Genomic DNA, 18,435 nt, shown 5'->3' with positions numbered 1-18,435 from the left:
TACGCCTCGAGCGCCGGGGCGTGGGTGGCCAGCAGGTCGTCGTAGGTCTCGCGCCTGGCGACCAGGCGCGCCTTGCCGTCTTGCACAAACACGATTGCGGGCTTGAGCGCACCGTTGTAGTTGTTGGCGAGCGTGTAACCGTAGGCACCGGTTGTGGCGAGCACCACGAGGTCACCCACGTGCGGCATCGGCAGCCGTGCCCTGTCAACAAGCAGGTCGCCCGACTCGCACTGGCGCCCCACGAGCTGCACCGTATTCGTCCACGCATCGAGTGCGCGGTTACCGAGCACCGCTTCAAAGCGCTGGTCGGTGAGTGCGGCGTCGAGCTGATCGGCCATACCGCCGTCGACGGCGGCAAACACGTGCCCCGTGCTCTTCACCGTGGTGACGCGGTACAGCGTGACCCCCGAGCGTGCCACGAGTGAACGGCCGGGCTCGATCAGCAGCTTCGCGTCAGCGGGCAGGTGGGCGCGGGCGGCACCCACGATCGCGTCGAGGTAGTCGCCAATCTCGGGTGCCGTCTCGTCGTAGGTGTATTTCACGCCAAGACCTCCGCCCACATCGTAGGTGTCGAACGTGCCGGCGGTCGAGATCTTTGTGACGGCCTCGGCAAACTGATCGACATCGAGAATCTGCGAGCCGATGTGCAGGTGCACCCCCTCAAACTGCATCAGCGGGTGCGCGCGCATGCGCTCGATAGCGGCGATCGCCTGGTCCATTGGCAAACCAAACTTCGAGTCGTCACCGCCTGTCGCCTGCGAGGCGTGCGTCTTCGCATCGACACCGGGAATCACGCGCAAAAGCAGCTTTTGCGGCTTCGTGAGCAATCGTTCCAGGCGATCGAGCTCGTCTTCGTTATCGACGATGATCGTGTCGATGCCCACCTCGAGAGCGAACGCCAACTCAAAGTCGGTCTTCGCGTTACCGTGAAAGTGCAGCCGCTCAGGCGGCACACCGGCCGCGAGCGCAAGCTTCAGCTCTCCCGCGCCGGCGATATCAACCGACAGCCCCTCTTCGGCCGCGAGCTTGTACATGCCCACAGCAGGGAACGACTTCGAAGCAAACAGCACCTCTGAGTTCGGCCAGCGCTCACGCAACCCGTCTTGTAGCCTGCGTGCTTGCCTGCGCAGCCCTGCCTCGTCATACACATAGAGCGGGGTACCGTACTGCTGGGCGAGCTCAGCCACCGAGACACCGCCGATGTGTAGCACGCCCGCCTCGTCAGCCGCTGACTCCTCGGGCAAAATCGACCACAGTTCGTCGAGCCGCGTTCCCTGAGCGGCCGGCTGTGAAAGGTTAGACATGTTGACTCCTTGTGGTGTGGAAGATGGGAACGAAACGCAAGCTAGGCGTGCTTCGCTTGGGCAATGTAGCCACCGGTCGCCCGCCGCGGGACGACGACGACCGGAACTGGTGAGTGCCGCACAATTTTTACGGCGTGCGATCCGAGCGATACACGCGCGATCGGGCCGAGGCTGGTAGAGCCCACGAGCAGCAGCTCGCCGGGCAGCCAGTCGACTGCGCGCAGCGCGTCATGCCACTGGTGGCCGACTCCCACGACCGCGTCGCTCACCTCGGGCGGGGTCGCAAACTCCTCGATGTCACTGAGCAGCTGGGTCACGTGCTGCCGGATCACCGTGCCCCACTGCGCAATCACTTCGTCTTCGACGTCGAGTCCCACGCCCGCCTCTGCGAAACCGCGCGGGCGCGTGTGAAACGAGGCGACTCGAATGCCGCAGCCAAATTTGGCCGCGGTTGCCGCGGCCCCCAGCACCAGCTCACCCGAGGTTTCTGAGCCGCTATATGACGCGGTGAGCCTGGGCACACGCGTGTCGTCTGCGATGTCAAAGTCGTGCGGCGCGATCGCGATCGGCAGAGGTGCGCTCTGCATGAGGCCCGAGGCGACCGACCCCAGCTCGATCTCGTGGTGCGCCCCTTCGGCGCGCGCACCCACCACGAGCCGCAGCGCGTCAAGCTCCTCGCACACCTCGATGAGGCCGCGCCTGGCGCTCGAAGCGCCCTTGACGAGCACCTCGGCGTCGAGGTCACCCGGTACCCACGCTCGTGCCTCGGCGAGCGCTGCCTCGGCCTGGCGTGTTGCAAACTCACGAAAGTCGCTGTCTGCGCCGCGGTTCGAGGGCAGCGGCGGCCACGCCGCCGACGTGACGGCTACGAGCACGAGCGGGGCGCGGTGTGAGCGCGCGAGCAGCGCCCCCAACCGCACGGCCGCGCGCGAGGGGTGCGCGGGCGAGACGCCCACGACTACGGCGCCCGGGGCAAGCTGCCCGGTCATGACGCGCCGCCATCGCTCGAGCCGGCACCGCGGGCGTGATCCGGATCAAAATCTGCCGCGTCGACCGCGAGATCGGCGGGCTCAGTGAGCTCATACCGGCCGGGGCCCACGAGCACGATCTTGCCGGTCTCGATTTGGTGACCGAGCACCGAGTTCTTGCGGCCAGTGAACCAGTACCAAGTGAGCACGAGCACCGTCCAGATCGCGAACACGATGATCGTGATGGGGCGCAGGTCCTTGATGATCCAGAGGCAGCCGATGATCGACAGAATCGGCACGACCGGGTAGAGCGGTACGCGAAACTTACGCTCGAGATCGGGTTCGCGTTTGCGCAGCACCATCACCGCGATCGAGACGACGAGGAACGCTGCGAGCGTGCCGATCGACGTCATTTCTGCGAGGAAGTTGATGGGCAGAACGCCCGCGAGAACCGCGACGATGATCGACACGATAATCGTGTTGGCGACCGGGGTCTGCGTGCGCGGGTTGACCTTCTGGAAGATCTTGGGCGCCATGCCGTCGCGCGACATCGTGAAGAGGATGCGCGTTTGGCCGTACAGCACGACGAGCGTGACACTGAAGATCGAGATCACAGCACCCGCGGCGACGACGGTACCCGGCCAGGTCGCGCCCACGATGTTCTCGAGGATCGCCGACAGGCCAGCGCTCTGGCCAGCAAAGTCGCCCGAGGCTTGCGCACCGAGACCCACAACAGCGACGAGCACATACACGGTCGTAACGACCGCGAGCGCCGACATCAGCGCGATCGGCAAGTTGCGCTTGGGGTTCTTCGCCTCGTCGCCCGCGGTGGCGACAGCGTCGAGCCCCACGAACGAGAAGAAGATGAGGCCCGCGCCGGTCATGACGCCCGCGAATCCAAACGGTGCGAAGTCTGCGAAGTGATCGGCGTTCCAGCCCGTGATGCCCACGGCGACAAAGAACAGCAGCACCGCGATCTTGATGAGCACCATGATGGTGTTGGCGACGACCGATTCAGAGGTGCCGCGAATCAAGAGGAACATGCACAGCCCAATGAGAATCACGGCGGGCAGATTGATGATGCCGCCCTCTTCGGGGGCGTACGAAAGCGCCTTGGGCAGATGGATGCCAAACACGTTGCCGAGCAGCTGGTTCACGTACTGCGACCAACCGACCGCGACCGCGGCGGTCGAGACGCCGTACTCGAGCAGCAGACAGGCGGCAACGCCCATAGCGGGCAGCTCCCCCAGCGTGCTGTAGGCGTACGAGTATGAGGAGCCCGAGACGGGCACGGCGCTCGCAAGCTCGGCGTAGCACAGCACCGACAGGCCCGCGACAGCGCCCGCGATGATGAACGACCAGATCACGGCGGGGCCGGCGATCGGCACCGCCTCAGACAGGATAAAGAAGATACCGGTGCCGATTGTGCCGCCCACGCCGATCATGGTGAGCTGAAACAGGCCGATAGTCCGCTTGAGCTCGCTCTTGCCGTCGCCCCCGTCTCGGGGCACGGGCTTCACGCGAAAGAGCTGCTGTCGCAGGGTCATGGTCATTCGTTGTTGTCTCTCTCTAGACTTCGTTGTCTGGGGCGTGCAGGCCCCGACGGAACGCGGTCGCCGGTGTGCGGCATCGTTCCATTATCCCCGCACCGGTGGGCGACGGGGTACGGCCGGGGCGCATCACCCCGGCCGAAGCGTGTATCTTGCGTGTGTCGTGTGTGCTTGCCGCGTCTGGCTAGGCGTCGCGCGGCTCGCGCACCACACGCATGTGAGCGACGTCTGGGTCGACGGCGCCACGCACGTAGCCCGAGGGCGATGCGCCCACGGCTGCGAGAAATGCGACCGTCTCGGCCGTGATCTCTTCGCCGGGCATCACATTGGGAATGCCGGGAGGGTAGGCGGCAAGCGTGTCTGCTGACACCCGACCAATCGCCTCGTGCGCGGGCACCACCTCGGTGTCGGCAAAGAAGCCCGCACGCGGCAGCATGCGCAGCGCCCCCGGCGCGGGCAGCGGCGGAAACGCCTCGGCCCGGGCGTGGTGGGCGCGCTCGCGCTCGGCCGCGGGCGACTCGATAGCCGCGACCATCGCGCGGTAGACCCGGCCGAGGTCGGGTGCCTTACCCGCGCCGATCACGGCCACCACGACGGTGGCGGTCGACATTTCGAAGTGAATACCCTCGGTTTCGATGAGGTGCTGGCGCATCCAGTGCCCGCTCACGCCGGCTGCCGACACGTCGATCGGCACACGCAACAGGTCGGTGTCGACGATGTCGGCGAAGCGACCGAAATCGTCGCTTACGACGCTGAAGCGATCGTCTGCCCGAAGCAACGCCCGAAACTGCTCGGCCGCATCGATGGAATGGCCAATAGCTTCTTCGCCCGTGGCGAGCGCGTGGCGAGCGATGTCGAGCGAGGCGCGCAAGATCGCGCTCGTCGAGGTTGAGGCCGTCATCGCGAAGGCACGCTCGACGAGCGGTTCGAGTTGGTCTGCGAAGGGACCGTGACCCAGGTGCAGCATGGCCGACTGAGTGAGAGAACCCGCTAGCTTGTGCGTGCTAGAAATTACGAGGTCGGCGCCGAGGCGGGCGGGCGACTCGGGTAGCCCCGGGTGAAACCCGAAGTGCGGGCCCCAGGCACCGTCGACGATGAGCGGGGCGCCGTGCGCGTGCGCCACCTCCGACAGGGCCTGCACGTCTGCGACCGAGCCAAAGTAGCTCGGCGAAACGATGTAGACCACAGACGCAGCCTGCCCCGTGGCGGCGGCCGCGGTGAGCGCTTCGTCAAGCGCGGCCGCTGAAACGCCGTGTGCCATACCGTTTACCTCGTCGACTGACGGAAACACGAAGCTTGGGGTGAGCCCCGCAAGCAGCACCCCGTCGCTGAAACTCGAGTGGGCGCTGCGCTGCGAGACGACGTTTTCGCCCAGGCCGCGCACCGCGAGCGCAACCGTGCGGTTGGCCTGTGAGGCGCCGTTCGTCAAGAACCAGGTGCGTTTCGCGCCCCACGCGTCGGCCGCGAGCGCGAGCGACTGGTCGAGCGGGTTATCGTCACCGAGGTCGATGTCGTCGATGAGCATCGGCACGTCGAGGCGCAGCATGCGCTCGCCAAAAAACTGCGATAGGCGCCCACTAATGCCGTAGTCGCTGCCGCCGTGGCCGGGCACCATCAGCTGTAGCGGGTCGCGTGAGATGTACCGGTCGAGGGCGTCGGCGTAGGGTGTGGCCGCGTGGGGGTGCGCGGCCACGGTCTCGGGGGCTGCCTCGTGAAGAGCAGCGTCACCATGGGCGGCGTCGCCACGGGCAGCGTCGTTGAGGGCAGCGTCATTGAGCGCAGAGACGGCGTAGAGCATGGTTCCATCGTGGCGTGCACATTGTGGCGGGCGGAATCCCCCTCACTTCTCAGGGGTCACATATGATGTATGTGACAAATGCGACGTTCTGTACGATGTGCGATATATGGAGTAGGTGACCAAGCGTGATTGATCTGCGCCAGCTCGAAGCCCTGCGCGCGGTGCGCGCCGAGGGGTCGGTGACGCGCGCCGCCCGCGCGCTCGGCTGGAGCCAGCCGACCGTCGACTATCACCTGAAGAATCTCGAACAGCTCGTGGGCGCGCCCGTGCTGCAACGCTCGACCCGCGGCAGCACCCCCACGCAGGTCGGGGCACTGCTGCTCGATCGCGGCGACCAGATCTTGACGCTCACTGACCGCGCGCTGCAGGACGCCCGCGAGCTCACCGCGCACGGCCGGGTACGACTGAGGTTTGGCACGTTTCCCACGGCCGCTGCAAAGCTTCTGCCCGGCATCGTCTCGCGGGTCGCTGCGCAGGGCATCGAAGTCGACGCGCACCTCGAAGAGTCGGTGCCGCTCGTGGCCGACCTCAACCAGCGCAAGCTCGACGCGGCGCTGGTGTACACGGTGGTGGGTTACGATCTGCCGTTTCGTCCCGGCACCGCGCAAACCGAGGTGCTGCGTGACCCGCTCATGCTCGCGCTGCCCGAGGGTCACCCGCTCGCCACGCACGAGGTGATCGACCTCGAGACGCTGCTCACCCTGGCTGACGAACGCTGGCTGTTTGGGTCAACCCAGGGCGACCCGATGGACACCGTGCTGATCGACACGTTCGCGGCCGCCGGCCGCACGCTCGACGTCGCCATTCGCACCGACGACGTGCAGGTGATGCTCGGCATGGTCGCCGCCCGCATGGTCATCGGCCTGTTTCCGAAGCTCGCGATCGGATCGCACCACCCCGGCGTCGAGCTGCGGCCCATCGCGGCCCCCGAGTTCGCGCGCTCACTGGTGCTCGCGGCGCCCGGCCAAGGCCCCCGGGTCGAACCGTCACACGCGGTCAGGCAGCTCGCGGCCGCCGTGCGCGCGGCGATCACTGAGCTCGATTGACACTTCCCGGCCACCCTGCGCAACGAAGGAGTCACAGTGTCCATGCGATCCGGGTGCTCTGAGGGCCATAGCCCCAACCCCGGATACAAAAATATGCGCGACTACTTCCGGTTAAGACTGCCCCAGAAACGGAAGTTGTCGCGCATATTTTACTTTCGTCACGCGGTGGCTGGGCATACACCCTACACAGGCGACGAGCTCGGTGGCTTCGTGTCACCGCGGGCGCTGCGGCGCAGGGATCCGGATCAAGCTACTCGCTTACCGGGTCAGCGCCGCGGCCATCGAGCGCATCGATGTAGCGCAGTACGATGCCCTCGCGCAGCGCCCAGGGCGAGATCGTGAGCGTCGAAACGTCAAACACCTTCATGGCGGTGCGCAGCACCACGGCACCCGCCATGATCTGATAGCCGCGCTCGGGCGTGATGCCCGGCAGGTACTCGCGCACAGAGCCGGGCATGTCGCGCAGCGACGGTTCCCACTCGCGCAGGCCCGTATAGTGCAGCGGCGCAAGATCGCCCGTGACGGGGTCGGCGGGGCCACCCACGAGCCGCGCGAGCGACCTGATCGTCTTAGAGGTGCCCACGACGCGTTTGGGCCGCGGGCGCCCCTGAAACAGTTCATCGCGCACGCGCGTGAACTCGCTGCGGGCGTGCGCGCGCAGCTGCGACACCGCCTCGCGCGAGGGAGGATCTTCTGCGAGGTATTGGATCGTCGAGCGGCCAGCCCCGAGCGGCAGCGAAACCTGCACATCGGGGTACTCGTCTGAGCCCTGCGCGATCTCGAACGAACCGCCGCCAATGTCAAACAGCAAAATCTCGCCGGCAGACCATCCGAGCCAGCGGCGCACCGCGAGCATCGTGATGCGGGCCTCATCTTCCCCCGACAGCACATCGGGGGTGATACCGCCCGCGGCCGCGATGCGGGCGAGCACATCTTCGCCGTTGGCGGCCTCGCGCACCGCGCTCGTCGCCGTGCAAATCAGGTCGTCGACGCCGATCTCGTTAGCGGTCTGCACCGACTCACGTACGGCTTCGAGGATCAGCTGCACGCCCTCTTCAAGAATCTCGCCCGCGGGGCCCAGGTAGCGCATGAGGCGCACCACCGAGCGTTGCGAGTGATACGGCACGGGGCTCGCGCCCGCGTGCGCATCTACAATCAGCAGGTGAACGGTGTTTGACCCAACGTCAATGACTCCGAGGCGCATGGAGAGAGTCTAGTGCGCGAAGGGGCCGACGCGCTCGACCCGCACGGCAGGCTCACCCAGCGCCTCTGACTCGGCGAGGTCGATGGTGCCCTCGATCGCCCAGTCGCGGTCCCCCTGCGGGTCGAGCAACACCTGCCTAAACCGCCACGCGCCCTCCCCCGCCGTTTCAGGGTTGCGGTCAATCTCGACGAGGCCCGCCGACCGTGCGTCGGCCGTGACGAGGATCTCGTCGTACTCCGTGTAGTAGCCTGCGAGCGCGTCGCGCCACTTCTGTTCGCCAAAACCGTGCGCGCCGTCGAGCTCGGCGAGTTCACCATAGTGCTCGAAGGCCGCCGCCTGCACCCGGCGAAACAGTGCGTTGCGCAGCATCACCAAGAAGGCGCGCTCGTTGCGCAGCACCGAGCGGGTGGGCGGTGCGACCGTTTCACCGGCCTGGGCAGCCTGCGCGACCTGGGCGGCGTGTTCTGCCGCTGCCTCGGGGTTCGCCAGCTCCTCCCACTCATCGATGAGGCTCGAGTCGACCTGGCGCACGAGCTCCCCAAGCCAATCGATGAGCTCTTCAAGTTCAGTGGTCTTCGCCTGCTCGGGGATCGTGCGCTCGAGCGCCCGAAACGCGTCACTCAGGTAGCGCAGCACGCCGCCCTCGGCGCGACCCAGCTGGTAGAACGAGACGATGTCTCTAAATCCAAAGGCGCGCTCGACCATGTCGCGCACCACCGATTTGGGTTTGAGCTCGTAGTCGCGCGCCCACGGCACCTCTTTCGTGTACTCGTGGAACGCTTCGTCGAGCAGCTCCTTGAGCGGCTGCGGGTAGGTGATCTCTTCGAGCAGCTCCATGCGCTCGTCGTACTCAATACCGTCGGCCTTCATGACCGCGATCGCTTCGCCGCGGGCCTTGTGCTCTTGCGCCCGCACGATCGCGCGCGGGTTCTCGAGCGTCGCCTCAATGATTGAGATCACGTCGAGCGCGTAGCTCGTCGACTCGGGGTCAAGCAACTCGATGGCGGCGAGCGCAAACGGCGACAGCGGCTGGTTGAGCGCAAAGTTTGCCTGCAGGTCGACGGTGAGCCGCAAAAGTTTGTGCCCCTTCTCGTCTTCGTGGATCTCAACGATGTTGCCGTTGCGCAGGGTGCGAAAGATTTCTAGCGCGGTGCGGGCGTGCGCGAACTGTTTTGCTTTGGGTTCGTGGCTGTCGAAGATGAGCATCTGCATCGTGTTGAGCGCTTCACCCTCCCATTCCTCACCGCGGCCGATCACGCCGAGCACCATGGAGTGGGTGACGCGCATGCGACTCACGAGCGGTTCGGGTTCTGAGGCGACCAGCTTGTCGAGCGTCTGCTCGTTCCACGCCACAAACCCCTGCGGGGCTGACTTCTTTTTGGCGGGCTTGGGCTTTTTGCCGCCCTTCGCGCTCGCGGCCTTCGCGGCCGCCTTTGCCTCGGCCTTTGCGTTTTCGATCTCGTGCTCTGGAGCGAGCGCTATTACGTCGCCCTCGGTGTCGTAGCCTGCGCGCCCAGCACGGCCCGCGATCTGGTGAAACTCGCGGGCGCTCAGCCGGCGCATTTTCTCGCCGTCAAATTTGGTGAGGGCGGTGATCACGACGGTACGAATGGGCACGTTGATGCCCACTCCGAGGGTGTCGGTGCCGCAGATGACTTTGAGGAGCCCGCGCTGGGCGAGCTGCTCAACAAGGCGGCGGTAGCGCGGCAGCATGCCCGCGTGGTGCACACCGATGCCCGAGCGCACGAGCCGCGACAGCGTCGTACCAAACCCGGTGGAGAATCTGAAGTCACCGAGCGCCGCCGCGATTTCGTCGCGGCCCGCCCGGTCGACGATCTTGATGCTCGCGAGGGCCTGCGCCTGTTCGACAGCGTGTGACTGGTTGAAGTGCACCAGGTATGCGGGGGTCTGCTTGTCGGCGACGAGCTCCTCAACGACCTCGTGAGCGGGCGACACCGCATAGTTGAAGTGCAGCGGTACGGGGCGTTCGACACCCGTCACGAGGGTGGTGTCGCGGTCGGTTGCTTCGCTTAGGTCTGCGGCGAGATCAGTGACGTCGCCCAGCGTCGCCGACATCAACAGGAACTGCGCGTCGTGCATAAGGAGCAGCGGCACCTGCCATGCCCAGCCGCGCTCTGAGTCTGCGTAGTAGTGAAACTCGTCCATGATGACCTGGGTGATGCCACCCGTGTCGGGGTTATCGACGTTTTTGTCGCGGATCGCGAGGTTAGCGAGAATCTCGGCGGTGCAGCACAGCACTGGTGCGTCAGCGTTAATGGCTGAGTCGCCGGTCACCATGCCCACGTTCTCTGCGCCAAAGATGCGCACAAGCTCGAAGAATTTCTCGCTCACGAGCGCTTTGATGGGCGCCGTATAGACGGTGCGTCGGCCTTCGACGAGCGCGGTGAAGTGCGCGCCGAGCGCAACGAGTGACTTACCCGTACCCGTGGGGGTGGCGAGGATCACGTTGCTGCCGAGCGTGATGCCTAAGATCGCTTCCTCTTGCGCCGGGTACAGGTTGAGCCCGCGTTCTTCTTGCACCCACTCTTCGAACGCTTCAAACGTGTCGTCGGGGGTGGCGCTCTTGCGCCCCGCCGCCTGTGCGTCGGCGCGCAGTTTCAAGACCGTCGTCGTTAGGCTCATCGTTTCTCGTTCCTGTCACGCTCGGCCAATGCTCTTCTATAGGGTATCGATCCCCGGGGCCGCGTGGCGCCTAGAGTTCGCGGCCTCTAGTCAGAGGTAGGGTTTTGTGCAATGACCTCATTCTCTCTGCAGCGCGTACCCCCGAGCGTGCTCGCCATCGCCGCGATCTTTAGCGTGCAGTTTGGCAACGCGCTTGTCGGCGGAATGTTTGGGCAGATCGGACCGCTCGGGGCCGCCACCGCGCGGCTCGCGTTCGCCGCGGTGATGCTGCTGGTGATCGTGCGGCCGCGGGTGCGGGGCTGGTCACGCCGCACTTGGTTTACCGTCACTGCTTTGGGGCTCGCCCTCGCTGGAATGAACTCGAGCATCTACCTCGCCTTCGAGCAGATTCCGCTCGGCGTGGCCGTCACGATTGAATTGCTCGGCCCGCTCACGGTAGCGGCCCTCGGGTCGAGGCGACTCATCGACCTCGGCTGGGTCGCGCTCGCGCTCGCGGGCGTCGTGCTACTCGGGGCAGCCCCTGGCGTACAACTCGCGGCTGGCGGCATCGCGTTCGCGGCCGCCGCTGCGGCATGCTGGGCGCTGTACATCGTAAGTTCAGCGAGGCTCGGATCCGGCACTCGCGGTATCGACCCGCTCGCGGTCGCGATGACGATCGCGGCTCTCGCGGCATTGCCGTTTGGCGGGAGCGACGCAGTACGCGCGTTCGCGGCGGCGCCCAGCCTCGCGCTCGTGTTTGTGGGGGCTGCGCTGTTGACTTCGGTGGTGCCGTACGCCCTCGAGTTCGTGGCGCTGCGTCGCATGCCCGTGCGCGTCTTCGGAGTGCTGTCGAGTCTCGGGCCCGCGGTCGCCGCGCTCGCGGGCCTCGTCGTGCTCGCCCAACGCCTTGCCCCATTGCAGGTCGGCGCGATCGCGCTCGTCGTGATCGCGTGCGCGGGCGTGGTGGGGCTCGCCAGGCGCAGGTAGCACCACGCCAACCCCGCCAGCCGCGCCAATACACTTAAAGCACCGCCTTCTCGGCACCGCACCCCAACACGAAAGCGACGTGGCCCATGGAATACGGACTCCTGCTCGTGATCGGAGTCGTCGTGCTCGTTGGCACGTCCATTCTGGGCAGCCGCATTGGCGTGGCGGCGCCGCTCTTGCTCGTGGTGATCGGTATTGGTGCGGGATACCTGCCGTTCGTGCCGCTCGTCGAGGTGTCACCCGAGCTGATCTTGCTGGGGGTGCTGCCGCCGCTTCTATACGCGGCCGCCGTAAACGTGCCCCTCGTCGATTTTCGCCGCAACTTCAAACCGGTGATCGGGCTGTCTGTATTGCTCGTGGTGATCTCGGCGGTCGTTGTCGGCGCGGTGCTGCACCTCATCGTGCCGGGCATTCCGCTGCCCGCGGCGATCGCGCTGGGCGCGGTCGTGAGCCCGACCGACGCGGTCGCCGCCACGTCGATCGGTAAACGGCTCGGCATGCCCGATCGCGTCGTCGCCATTCTCGAGGGCGAGAGCCTCGTCAACGATGCGACGTCGCTCGTGCTGCTCAAAACCGCGATCGCCGCCGTCGCTGGGTCGTTCGTGTTTTGGGAGGCGGCGGGCTCGTTCGCCTACTCGGTGACGGTTGCGCTCATTGTGGGTATGCTCATGGGCGTCATTACGGTGTGGCTGCGGGCGAAGCTGGGCAACCCGGTCTACGACACGATGGTGTCGTTTGTGGTGCCGTTCGTCGCGTTTATTCCCGCCGAAGAGCTCGGCGCATCGGGCGTGCTCGCCGTCGTGGTGACCGGCCTCTACACCGGTCACCACGCGTCGCGCAGGTTTAGCGCGACGGCGCGCATGAACGAGCGCCTCAATTGGCGTACGCTGCAGTTCGCGCTCGAAAACGGCGTGTTTCTGCTCATGGGGTTGCAGTTGCACGCCCTCGTAGAGCAGGTGCACGACAGCGACTTTGTCGTCGCGCACGTGCCGCTTATTGCGCTCGTACTCGTCGGCGTGCTCGTTGCCCTGCGCGCGCTGTTCATGGCGCCGTTGCTGCTCACGATGCGCAGCACGGTGCGCTCGTACGAGCGGCGCGGGCGCCATTTCAAGCGCGCAGTCGAACGGGCTGCGGGGCGCGCTGAGCCTGCCCCCAACACACAACAGCTCAGGCGCATCTCGATCTTCGAACGGCGAGTACACGCCGACATTGCGCACGAGCGCGAGCAGCCGCTCGGCTGGCGCGACGGCGCTGCCCTCAGCTGGAGCGGCATGCGCGGCGTCGTCACGCTCGCCGCGGCGCAGTCGATCCCGGTCACCATTCCCTACCGGCCGCAGCTGATTATGGTGGCGTTCGCAGTGGCCGTCCTCACCCTGCTACTGCACGGTCTCACGCTGCCCCCGCTCATTCATAGGCTGTGGCCCAGCGGCGCTGGCGCCGGATCGAGCGCGGCCGAGCTCGCGGCGCTCGGCGGCGACTTAATCGAGGCTGGCAATGACGCAATCAACGATGCGATCGCCAACGAAGCTCCGGATCATGCCACCGCCGAGCAGGTCACCGCCCGTGCCCGCGCCAGCGCCAAAAGTGCTCTCGCCCCTCTGGCTTTCACCATGGGCGGTGCTGAGCCGGGCGCGGGTTCGGCTGGGTCAGACGGCGCCGCGGCCGACCCTGCGACCGGCCCCGCGGCACAGCCTGAATCCCCGGCCGAGAGCCCGGCCCGCGCATACGTCAGGCTGACACGCACCGCACTCGAGGCACAACGGACGGCGCTGCTCGAGGAACGGGCGATCGGCCGCTATAGCTCGCATGCGCTGCGCGCGGCCGAGCTTGCGCTCGACGCACACGAGACCAGGCTCACACCGCCCGACACGCACTAGTGCTAGGCGGCGCTGACCGGGTTTTGGTGGTGGCTAAACACGATGCTCGTGCGTGTGGACGACACGGCGGGGTGCGCCGAGAGGTGCTCGGTCACAAAGTCGCGCACGTGGTCTGAGTCGCGCGCCGCCAGGTGAATAATAAAGTCTTCGACGCCGCCGAGAAAGAACAGCTGCGTCACTTCGGGCAGCGCCTTGAGCTGGTCGCTCATTTCGGTGATCAGCTGGCGAGCGCCAGAGCGTACCGTCACGCTAATGAGCACCTGCAGGTCGAGACCGATCATGCGCGGATCAACCGTCGCGGTGAAGCCCGTGATGACGCGCCGACTCACCAGGCTGCGCACGCGTGCAATACAGGTTGAGGCGGCCACGCCCACCCGCTCTGCGAGCTCTGCATTGGTGATTCGACCGTTCGCCTGCAGCTCGGCGAGGATCTTGCGGTCAACGTCATCTAATTCAATGTCGTGCCGCAGAATCTTCGTTACATCTGCCATGTACATCAACCTCTCCGGGTGCGAACTTCTGCCAGACAACGAATTCCGAAGAGAATTCACCATTTTGCTATCGATATCGAATATACTGCACAATAAGCTGGCTCCACTGCTACGAACGACGCTACCACGCAACGTTCGCGAAGTAGTACGAGCTGACGAGACCCAATCCAACGCTGATTCCTTTGGAGCACATCATGCGCGTCGGTATTCCTACCGAAATTAAGAACAACGAGAACCGCGTCGCCATCACGGAGGCCGGTGTATTCGAGCTGGCCCGTCGTGGCCACGAGGTGCTGGTGCAGACTGGCGCCGGCCTCGGCTCGGCCATCACCGATGCCGAGTACATCGCCGCTGGCGCGAAGATCGTAGAGGGTGCAGACCAGATCTGGGCTGAATCCGACATGATCCTCAAGGTCAAGGAGCCCATCGCTTCTGAGTACGCGAAGATGCGCAAGGGTCAGGTGCTCTTCACCTACCTGCACCTCGCTGCAGACAAGACGCTCACCGACGCAGTGCTCGCTTCGGGCACCACCGCGATCGCATACGAGACCGTGCAGCTGCCCAGCCGCGGCCTCCCCCTCCTCGCCCCCATGTCAGAGGTCGCTGGTCGCCTCTCGGTACAGGTTGGCGCATACTCGCTGATGAAGGCGAACGGCGGCCGCGGCGTGCTCCTCGGTGGCGTGACTGCTACCCGTCGCGGCAAGGTTGTCGTCATCGGCGGCGGCGCTGCAGGCGAGCAGGCTGCACGCATCGCGTTCGGCATGGGCGCTGAGGTCACCGTGATCGACATCGCGATCCCCCGCCTCAAGCAGCTTGAGGACGAGTTCGCAGGTCGTATCCAGACCCGCACCTCGAACGCGCACAACATCACCGAGGCTCTGAAGGAAGCTGATCTCGTGATCGGCTCGGTTCTGATCCCCGGCAAGAAGGCTCCCAAGCTCGTCACCGACGAGATGGTTGCGCAGATGAAGCCCGGCTCGGTGCTCGTCGACATCGCGATCGACCAGGGCGGCTGCTTCGAGAACTCGCGCCCCACCACGCACGATGATCCCACCTTCCAGGTGCACAACTCGATCTACTACTGCGTGGCGAACATGCCCGGTGCGGTCCCCGAGACCTCGACCGCTGCCCTCACCAACTCGACGCTCCCCTACGTGGTGGCGCTCGCAGACAAGGGCTGGGTCAAGGCACTGAACGACGACGCGTCGCTCGCCAAGGGCCTCAACGCTCACGACGGCGTGGTCACCTACAAGGGTGTCGCAGACGCGTTCGAGGGCCTGCCCTTCTCGTCTGTCGAGGACGTGCTTGCAGCTCAGGCATAATTTGCCCGAGTACGCTTAGGACCTATGGATCTTAAGTTTTCATTCGGAGGGGCGTCACCTGATCATCATGATCACGGTGACGCCCCTTCGAAGTTTTCATTCCCCCTCACCCCCGCGAGCGGCGCAGGCAGCGCCAGCGACCTCGAGGTTGTTGTGACGCAGGCCGAAGCTGGCGTGCGCGGCGAGGTGCGCACGGGTGCAGGCGTCGTGTACACGAGCGCCGACGTTGCCTGCGCAGATGACGCGGCGCTGCCTCGCGCGGCACGCTCAGCGGCCGCACGCGCGGTAGCGGCGCTCGAGGGGCCGCTCGCTGAGCAGGTCTCGGCGGTCGTGCTCGAGCTTGGCTCACACTCCCCCGCGGTGCTCAAGGCGCTTGGCGTCGACGCTGCCGCCCCCGCGGTCACCGACGAACTGCGCAGTCGCATCGGTGTCGCAGCGGGTGTGCCGATCCGGATCGTGGCCTAGCTCACTAGGCCGCTTCGCGCGCGGGCTCCTCGGTTGCGAAGAGCCCGCGCCTTTTTATGTCGGACCAGTAGTGCGACATGCGTCGTTTGCGTGGCACACTAGAGGCGTTCAGACACGAAAGGCGATCAAGCATGGATGACCGCGCAGCGCGCCCCGAAACTCCCCCACCGAACGCGGGCGGCCCAGCTGGCGCGCAGCAGGGCGCACCGGCGCCTCCTCCACACTTCGACCCGACCGCTTTCGCGCCCCCGCAGGTGCCCGCGGGTGCGCCCGCGCCCCCGACCTGTGTCGCAGGAACACCCGCAAAGCCCGGCTTCTTGGCCAGCACAGCAGGCAAAGTTGTAGCTGGGTGCGTGGCGGCGGCCCTCATCATCGGCGGCGCGGTCACATGGGTCGTGCTGGCGCAGCCAGGCAAAAGCGGTCGAGCCGTCGCTGACGGGCCGGGCACAAGCGACACGGGCAACGAAGCCAGCGCCGCTGACTTCGTCTTTGACCCGATCGTGGCGGCGGACGAGGGCACGACATCGGTGCGTGTCACAGATGCGGGCGGCACAAAGATTGTGCTCACAGCGGGTGCCCCCGAAATGCTCATCACGGGAGTGCAGCCCGACATCGCAGACGCATTCGCCCGCACGGTCGCAGACGACTATGCCGCGCAGCTGCAGGCTGGTCTCGAGCGATATTCAACGGTCACGCTGATGGAGTGTGGCGATCAAATGCTCGCACCCGGCGGCGACACCTGTGAGAGCGACGCTACGTACACGCTCGAGCATGCGGGAGTGTACGAAAGCTATGGCACCGTCGCCACCCGCACCAGTTACACGCTGGGCACGCGAGACCGCAACTCGCTCGCGTTCTCGACCACGGTGAACCTCGAAACGGGTGAGCAAGCCCAGCTCACCGATTTCTTGGATCTCACAGATGCGGGCATGCTGCGCCGAGCCGAGACCGCCCTGCGCGGCACCGCCAACTGGGCGTCATGCAGCGACCCAGCGGCCGACTACCTGTCGAACGCCCACGCGTTTAGCCCGGGCGACGAGGGGCTGCTACTGCTCTGGGAGGTCGACGGCACCAGCACGGCGGCCTGCGGCGTCGATCGCATAGTCGTGCCATGGGAAGACGGTGCAAGCAGTGGAGTTGATGCTGATGCTGATGCCCGCTCGCAGGCAGAGCGCTCTGCCGAGCCTGTCGTCGAAGACATCAACGGCCGGTGGTGTGCGACGCCTGAGAGTAACAACAATCAAGAGTGCTACACCATTGATTTTCCGAACGTAACCTTTCCCAGCGGAAACGTCGAGCAGCTCTCAGAACGAGATACCTCAGAATCTGCCGGAGGTATCGGGCTGTTCGTACCGGGAGCACCGTTTGGCACGTACTTCCCCGCGGGGGTCCCCATCGAGATACCCGACTATTACTTGGGCGCCGATCTTCCCGATCAGGATCGAATCTGGAGCGGCCAGGCCGGAAGGATGCTGCTGCGGGAGTAGCCTCTCGGTTAGTTGGTGCCGACCGCTTTCGGCCGGCACCAACCATTTGATTACCTTGACCTCGAACCGACTATGCCTGGAAGCGCAGGATTCGTTCGAGCGCCTCGGCCACCGCTTTCTCGCCCGCCGCGTACGAGAGCCGCACCGCCTTGTGCCCCTCGGCAGGATCGAAATCAACGCCGGGCACAACTGCCACGTCAGCGCCCTCGAGCAGCGCCCGCGCATACCCGACCGAATCGCCGTAGCGTTCGAGCTGTGACTTGCCGAGCTCGGAGTAGAAGTAGAACGCCCCGTCTGAGGGTGCTGCCTTGCCCCAGTTGAGGCTCGGTGCGGCGTCAAGGATCAGTGCGCGAGCGCGCGCGAAGTCTTCGACGACCGCGTCACGTTTCGCGTACGTCTCTGGCGTGAACGCGGTGAGCGCGAGCTCCTGCGCGGGCGCGGGCGGCGACAGCGCAAAGTTCGATGCGAGTGCTTCGAACGCCGCTACAAGCGATGCGGGCAACAGCGCCCACCCCAGCCGCCAGCCGGTCATACCCCAGTACTTCGAGAACGAGTTGATCACGATCGCCTCGCCCGAAAGCTCCCGTGCGCTCACACCGCGGGCGTCAGAAGCGCCAGCTTCGGGGAAGGTGATGCCGTGGTAGATCTCGTCGCTGATGAGCCGTGTACCGTGGGCATCGCACCAGTCGACGAGCGCCTGCAGCTCAACACGCGAAAGCATGGTGCCCGTGGGATTAGCGGGCGACGCGACGATGAGGCCTGCGAGCGGGCCGCCACTCGCGACGGCCGCGTCGAGCAGTTCTGGTGTGGGCTGGTAACGCGTTTCGGGGCCCGTCGCGATCTCGACGACCTCGACACCGAGCGCTGCGAGAATGTTGCGGTAGGCGGGGTAGCCGGGGCTCGCGAGCGCCACGCGGTCGCCCGGATCGAACACCGTAAGAAACACGAGCTGAAACGCGCCCGATGATCCGGTGGTCACTGCGACCGTGCCGGGGTCGACGTCGATGCCGTGCCAGTGACGATAGTGCCCCGCGATCGCCTCGCGCAACGGGCTCGTGCCGAGTGGCCCGGTGTACCCCGCGGGCCTCAGCGTACCGGGCGCGGGCATCGCATCGGGCTCACCCGCGCACAGCGAAACCACGTTGTGACCGGCGGCGCGGCGACGCGCGATCTCGTCGGTGATGCGCATCACCTCGAACGCGGGAATTTGCGAGCGCCGCGACGGCGGCGCGGGTGCAGGAACGGGTGCGGTGCCTCCGAAATTCGTCATGGTGTAACCGTAGCGCGCCGCCTCCTATGCCGACTAGCCTGTGC

General features: G+C 65.9%; 14 protein-coding genes. 6 read left to right on the top strand and 8 right to left on the bottom strand.

Going from position 1 to position 18,435, the window contains the following annotated elements; translation table 11 throughout:
• The 4 genes from lysA to ACXR2T_RS01705 all read right to left on the bottom strand — a co-directional run.
• Positions 1-1,304: diaminopimelate decarboxylase (gene lysA / locus ACXR2T_RS01720; protein WP_458840032.1), on the bottom strand; the 1,304-nt coding region annotated here is incomplete at its 3' end.
• A gap of 41 nt (positions 1,305-1,345) precedes the next feature.
• The gene (locus ACXR2T_RS01715; RefSeq protein ID WP_458840034.1) at positions 1,346-2,293 is read right to left on the bottom strand and encodes a universal stress protein; all 948 of its coding nucleotides are present in this window, start codon (positions 2,291-2,293) and stop codon (positions 1,346-1,348) included.
• Entirely contained in the window at positions 2,290-3,825 is a 1,536-nt protein-coding gene (locus ACXR2T_RS01710; protein ID WP_458814101.1) for an APC family permease, read from the bottom strand. Before ACXR2T_RS01710 ends, ACXR2T_RS01715 begins: the two co-directional genes overlap by 4 nt.
• A 181-nt stretch (positions 3,826-4,006) precedes the next feature.
• Positions 4,007-5,620, bottom strand: a complete 1,614-nt coding sequence (locus ACXR2T_RS01705; RefSeq protein WP_458840035.1) for an aminotransferase class I/II-fold pyridoxal phosphate-dependent enzyme — start codon at positions 5,618-5,620, stop codon at positions 4,007-4,009.
• A 125-nt stretch (positions 5,621-5,745) separates the two neighbouring features.
• Here ACXR2T_RS01705 and ACXR2T_RS01700 point away from each other — a divergent pair, with 125 nt between their 5' ends.
• On the top strand, positions 5,746-6,666 hold the full coding sequence (locus tag ACXR2T_RS01700; RefSeq protein ID WP_458840037.1) for a LysR family transcriptional regulator: 921 nt from the start codon (positions 5,746-5,748) through the stop codon (positions 6,664-6,666).
• Positions 6,667-6,916: 250 nt separating this feature from the next.
• Here the strand turns inward: ACXR2T_RS01700 and ACXR2T_RS01695 are convergent, their stop codons facing one another.
• Both ACXR2T_RS01695 and ACXR2T_RS01690 read right to left on the bottom strand, forming a co-directional pair.
• A complete protein-coding gene (locus ACXR2T_RS01695) occupies positions 6,917-7,870 on the bottom strand; it encodes a Ppx/GppA phosphatase family protein (protein ID WP_458814095.1) in 954 nt (317 codons plus the stop codon).
• A 9-nt stretch (positions 7,871-7,879) separates the two neighbouring features.
• Positions 7,880-10,513: a DEAD/DEAH box helicase gene (locus ACXR2T_RS01690; protein WP_458840039.1), complete on the bottom strand. Its 2,634-nt coding sequence runs from the start codon at positions 10,511-10,513 to the stop codon at positions 7,880-7,882.
• Positions 10,514-10,624: 111 nt separating this feature from the next.
• Between ACXR2T_RS01690 and ACXR2T_RS01685 the strand changes: the two genes are divergently transcribed.
• Positions 10,625-11,479, top strand: coding sequence for an EamA family transporter (locus tag ACXR2T_RS01685; RefSeq protein WP_458840041.1), 855 nt, complete (start codon positions 10,625-10,627; stop codon positions 11,477-11,479).
• An 86-nt stretch (positions 11,480-11,565) separates the two neighbouring features.
• On the top strand, positions 11,566-13,356 hold the full coding sequence (locus ACXR2T_RS01680) for a cation:proton antiporter (protein WP_458840043.1): 1,791 nt from the start codon (positions 11,566-11,568) through the stop codon (positions 13,354-13,356).
• A 2-nt stretch (positions 13,357-13,358) separates the two neighbouring features.
• On the opposite strand, the gene ACXR2T_RS01675 is transcribed toward ACXR2T_RS01680, so the two are convergent.
• Positions 13,359-13,847, bottom strand: coding sequence for an Lrp/AsnC family transcriptional regulator (locus tag ACXR2T_RS01675; RefSeq protein WP_458814087.1), 489 nt, complete (start codon positions 13,845-13,847; stop codon positions 13,359-13,361).
• Positions 13,848-14,041: 194 nt separating this feature from the next.
• On the opposite strand from ACXR2T_RS01675, the gene ald reads away from it, so the two are divergent.
• The 3 genes from ald (at position 14,042) to ACXR2T_RS01660 (ending at position 17,121) form a co-directional block, all read left to right on the top strand.
• Entirely contained in the window at positions 14,042-15,169 is a 1,128-nt protein-coding gene (gene ald / locus ACXR2T_RS01670) for an alanine dehydrogenase (protein WP_458840085.1), read from the top strand.
• Between the two features lie 24 nt (positions 15,170-15,193).
• On the top strand, positions 15,194-15,634 hold the full coding sequence (locus ACXR2T_RS01665; protein ID WP_458840045.1) for a hypothetical protein: 441 nt from the start codon (positions 15,194-15,196) through the stop codon (positions 15,632-15,634).
• A 131-nt stretch (positions 15,635-15,765) separates the two neighbouring features.
• The gene (locus ACXR2T_RS01660; RefSeq protein ID WP_458840046.1) at positions 15,766-17,121 is read left to right on the top strand and encodes a hypothetical protein; all 1,356 of its coding nucleotides are present in this window, start codon (positions 15,766-15,768) and stop codon (positions 17,119-17,121) included.
• A 70-nt stretch (positions 17,122-17,191) separates the two neighbouring features.
• Here the strand turns inward: ACXR2T_RS01660 and ACXR2T_RS01655 are convergent, their stop codons facing one another.
• On the bottom strand, positions 17,192-18,391 hold the full coding sequence (locus tag ACXR2T_RS01655; protein WP_458840048.1) for a pyridoxal phosphate-dependent aminotransferase: 1,200 nt from the start codon (positions 18,389-18,391) through the stop codon (positions 17,192-17,194).
• Positions 18,392-18,435: the final 44 nt, after the last annotated feature.

It is taken from the genome of Leucobacter faecis (assembly GCF_054456635.2).
The sequence above is the reverse complement of the archived record's forward strand: the minus strand, read 5'-3'. Positions and strand labels throughout refer to the sequence as shown.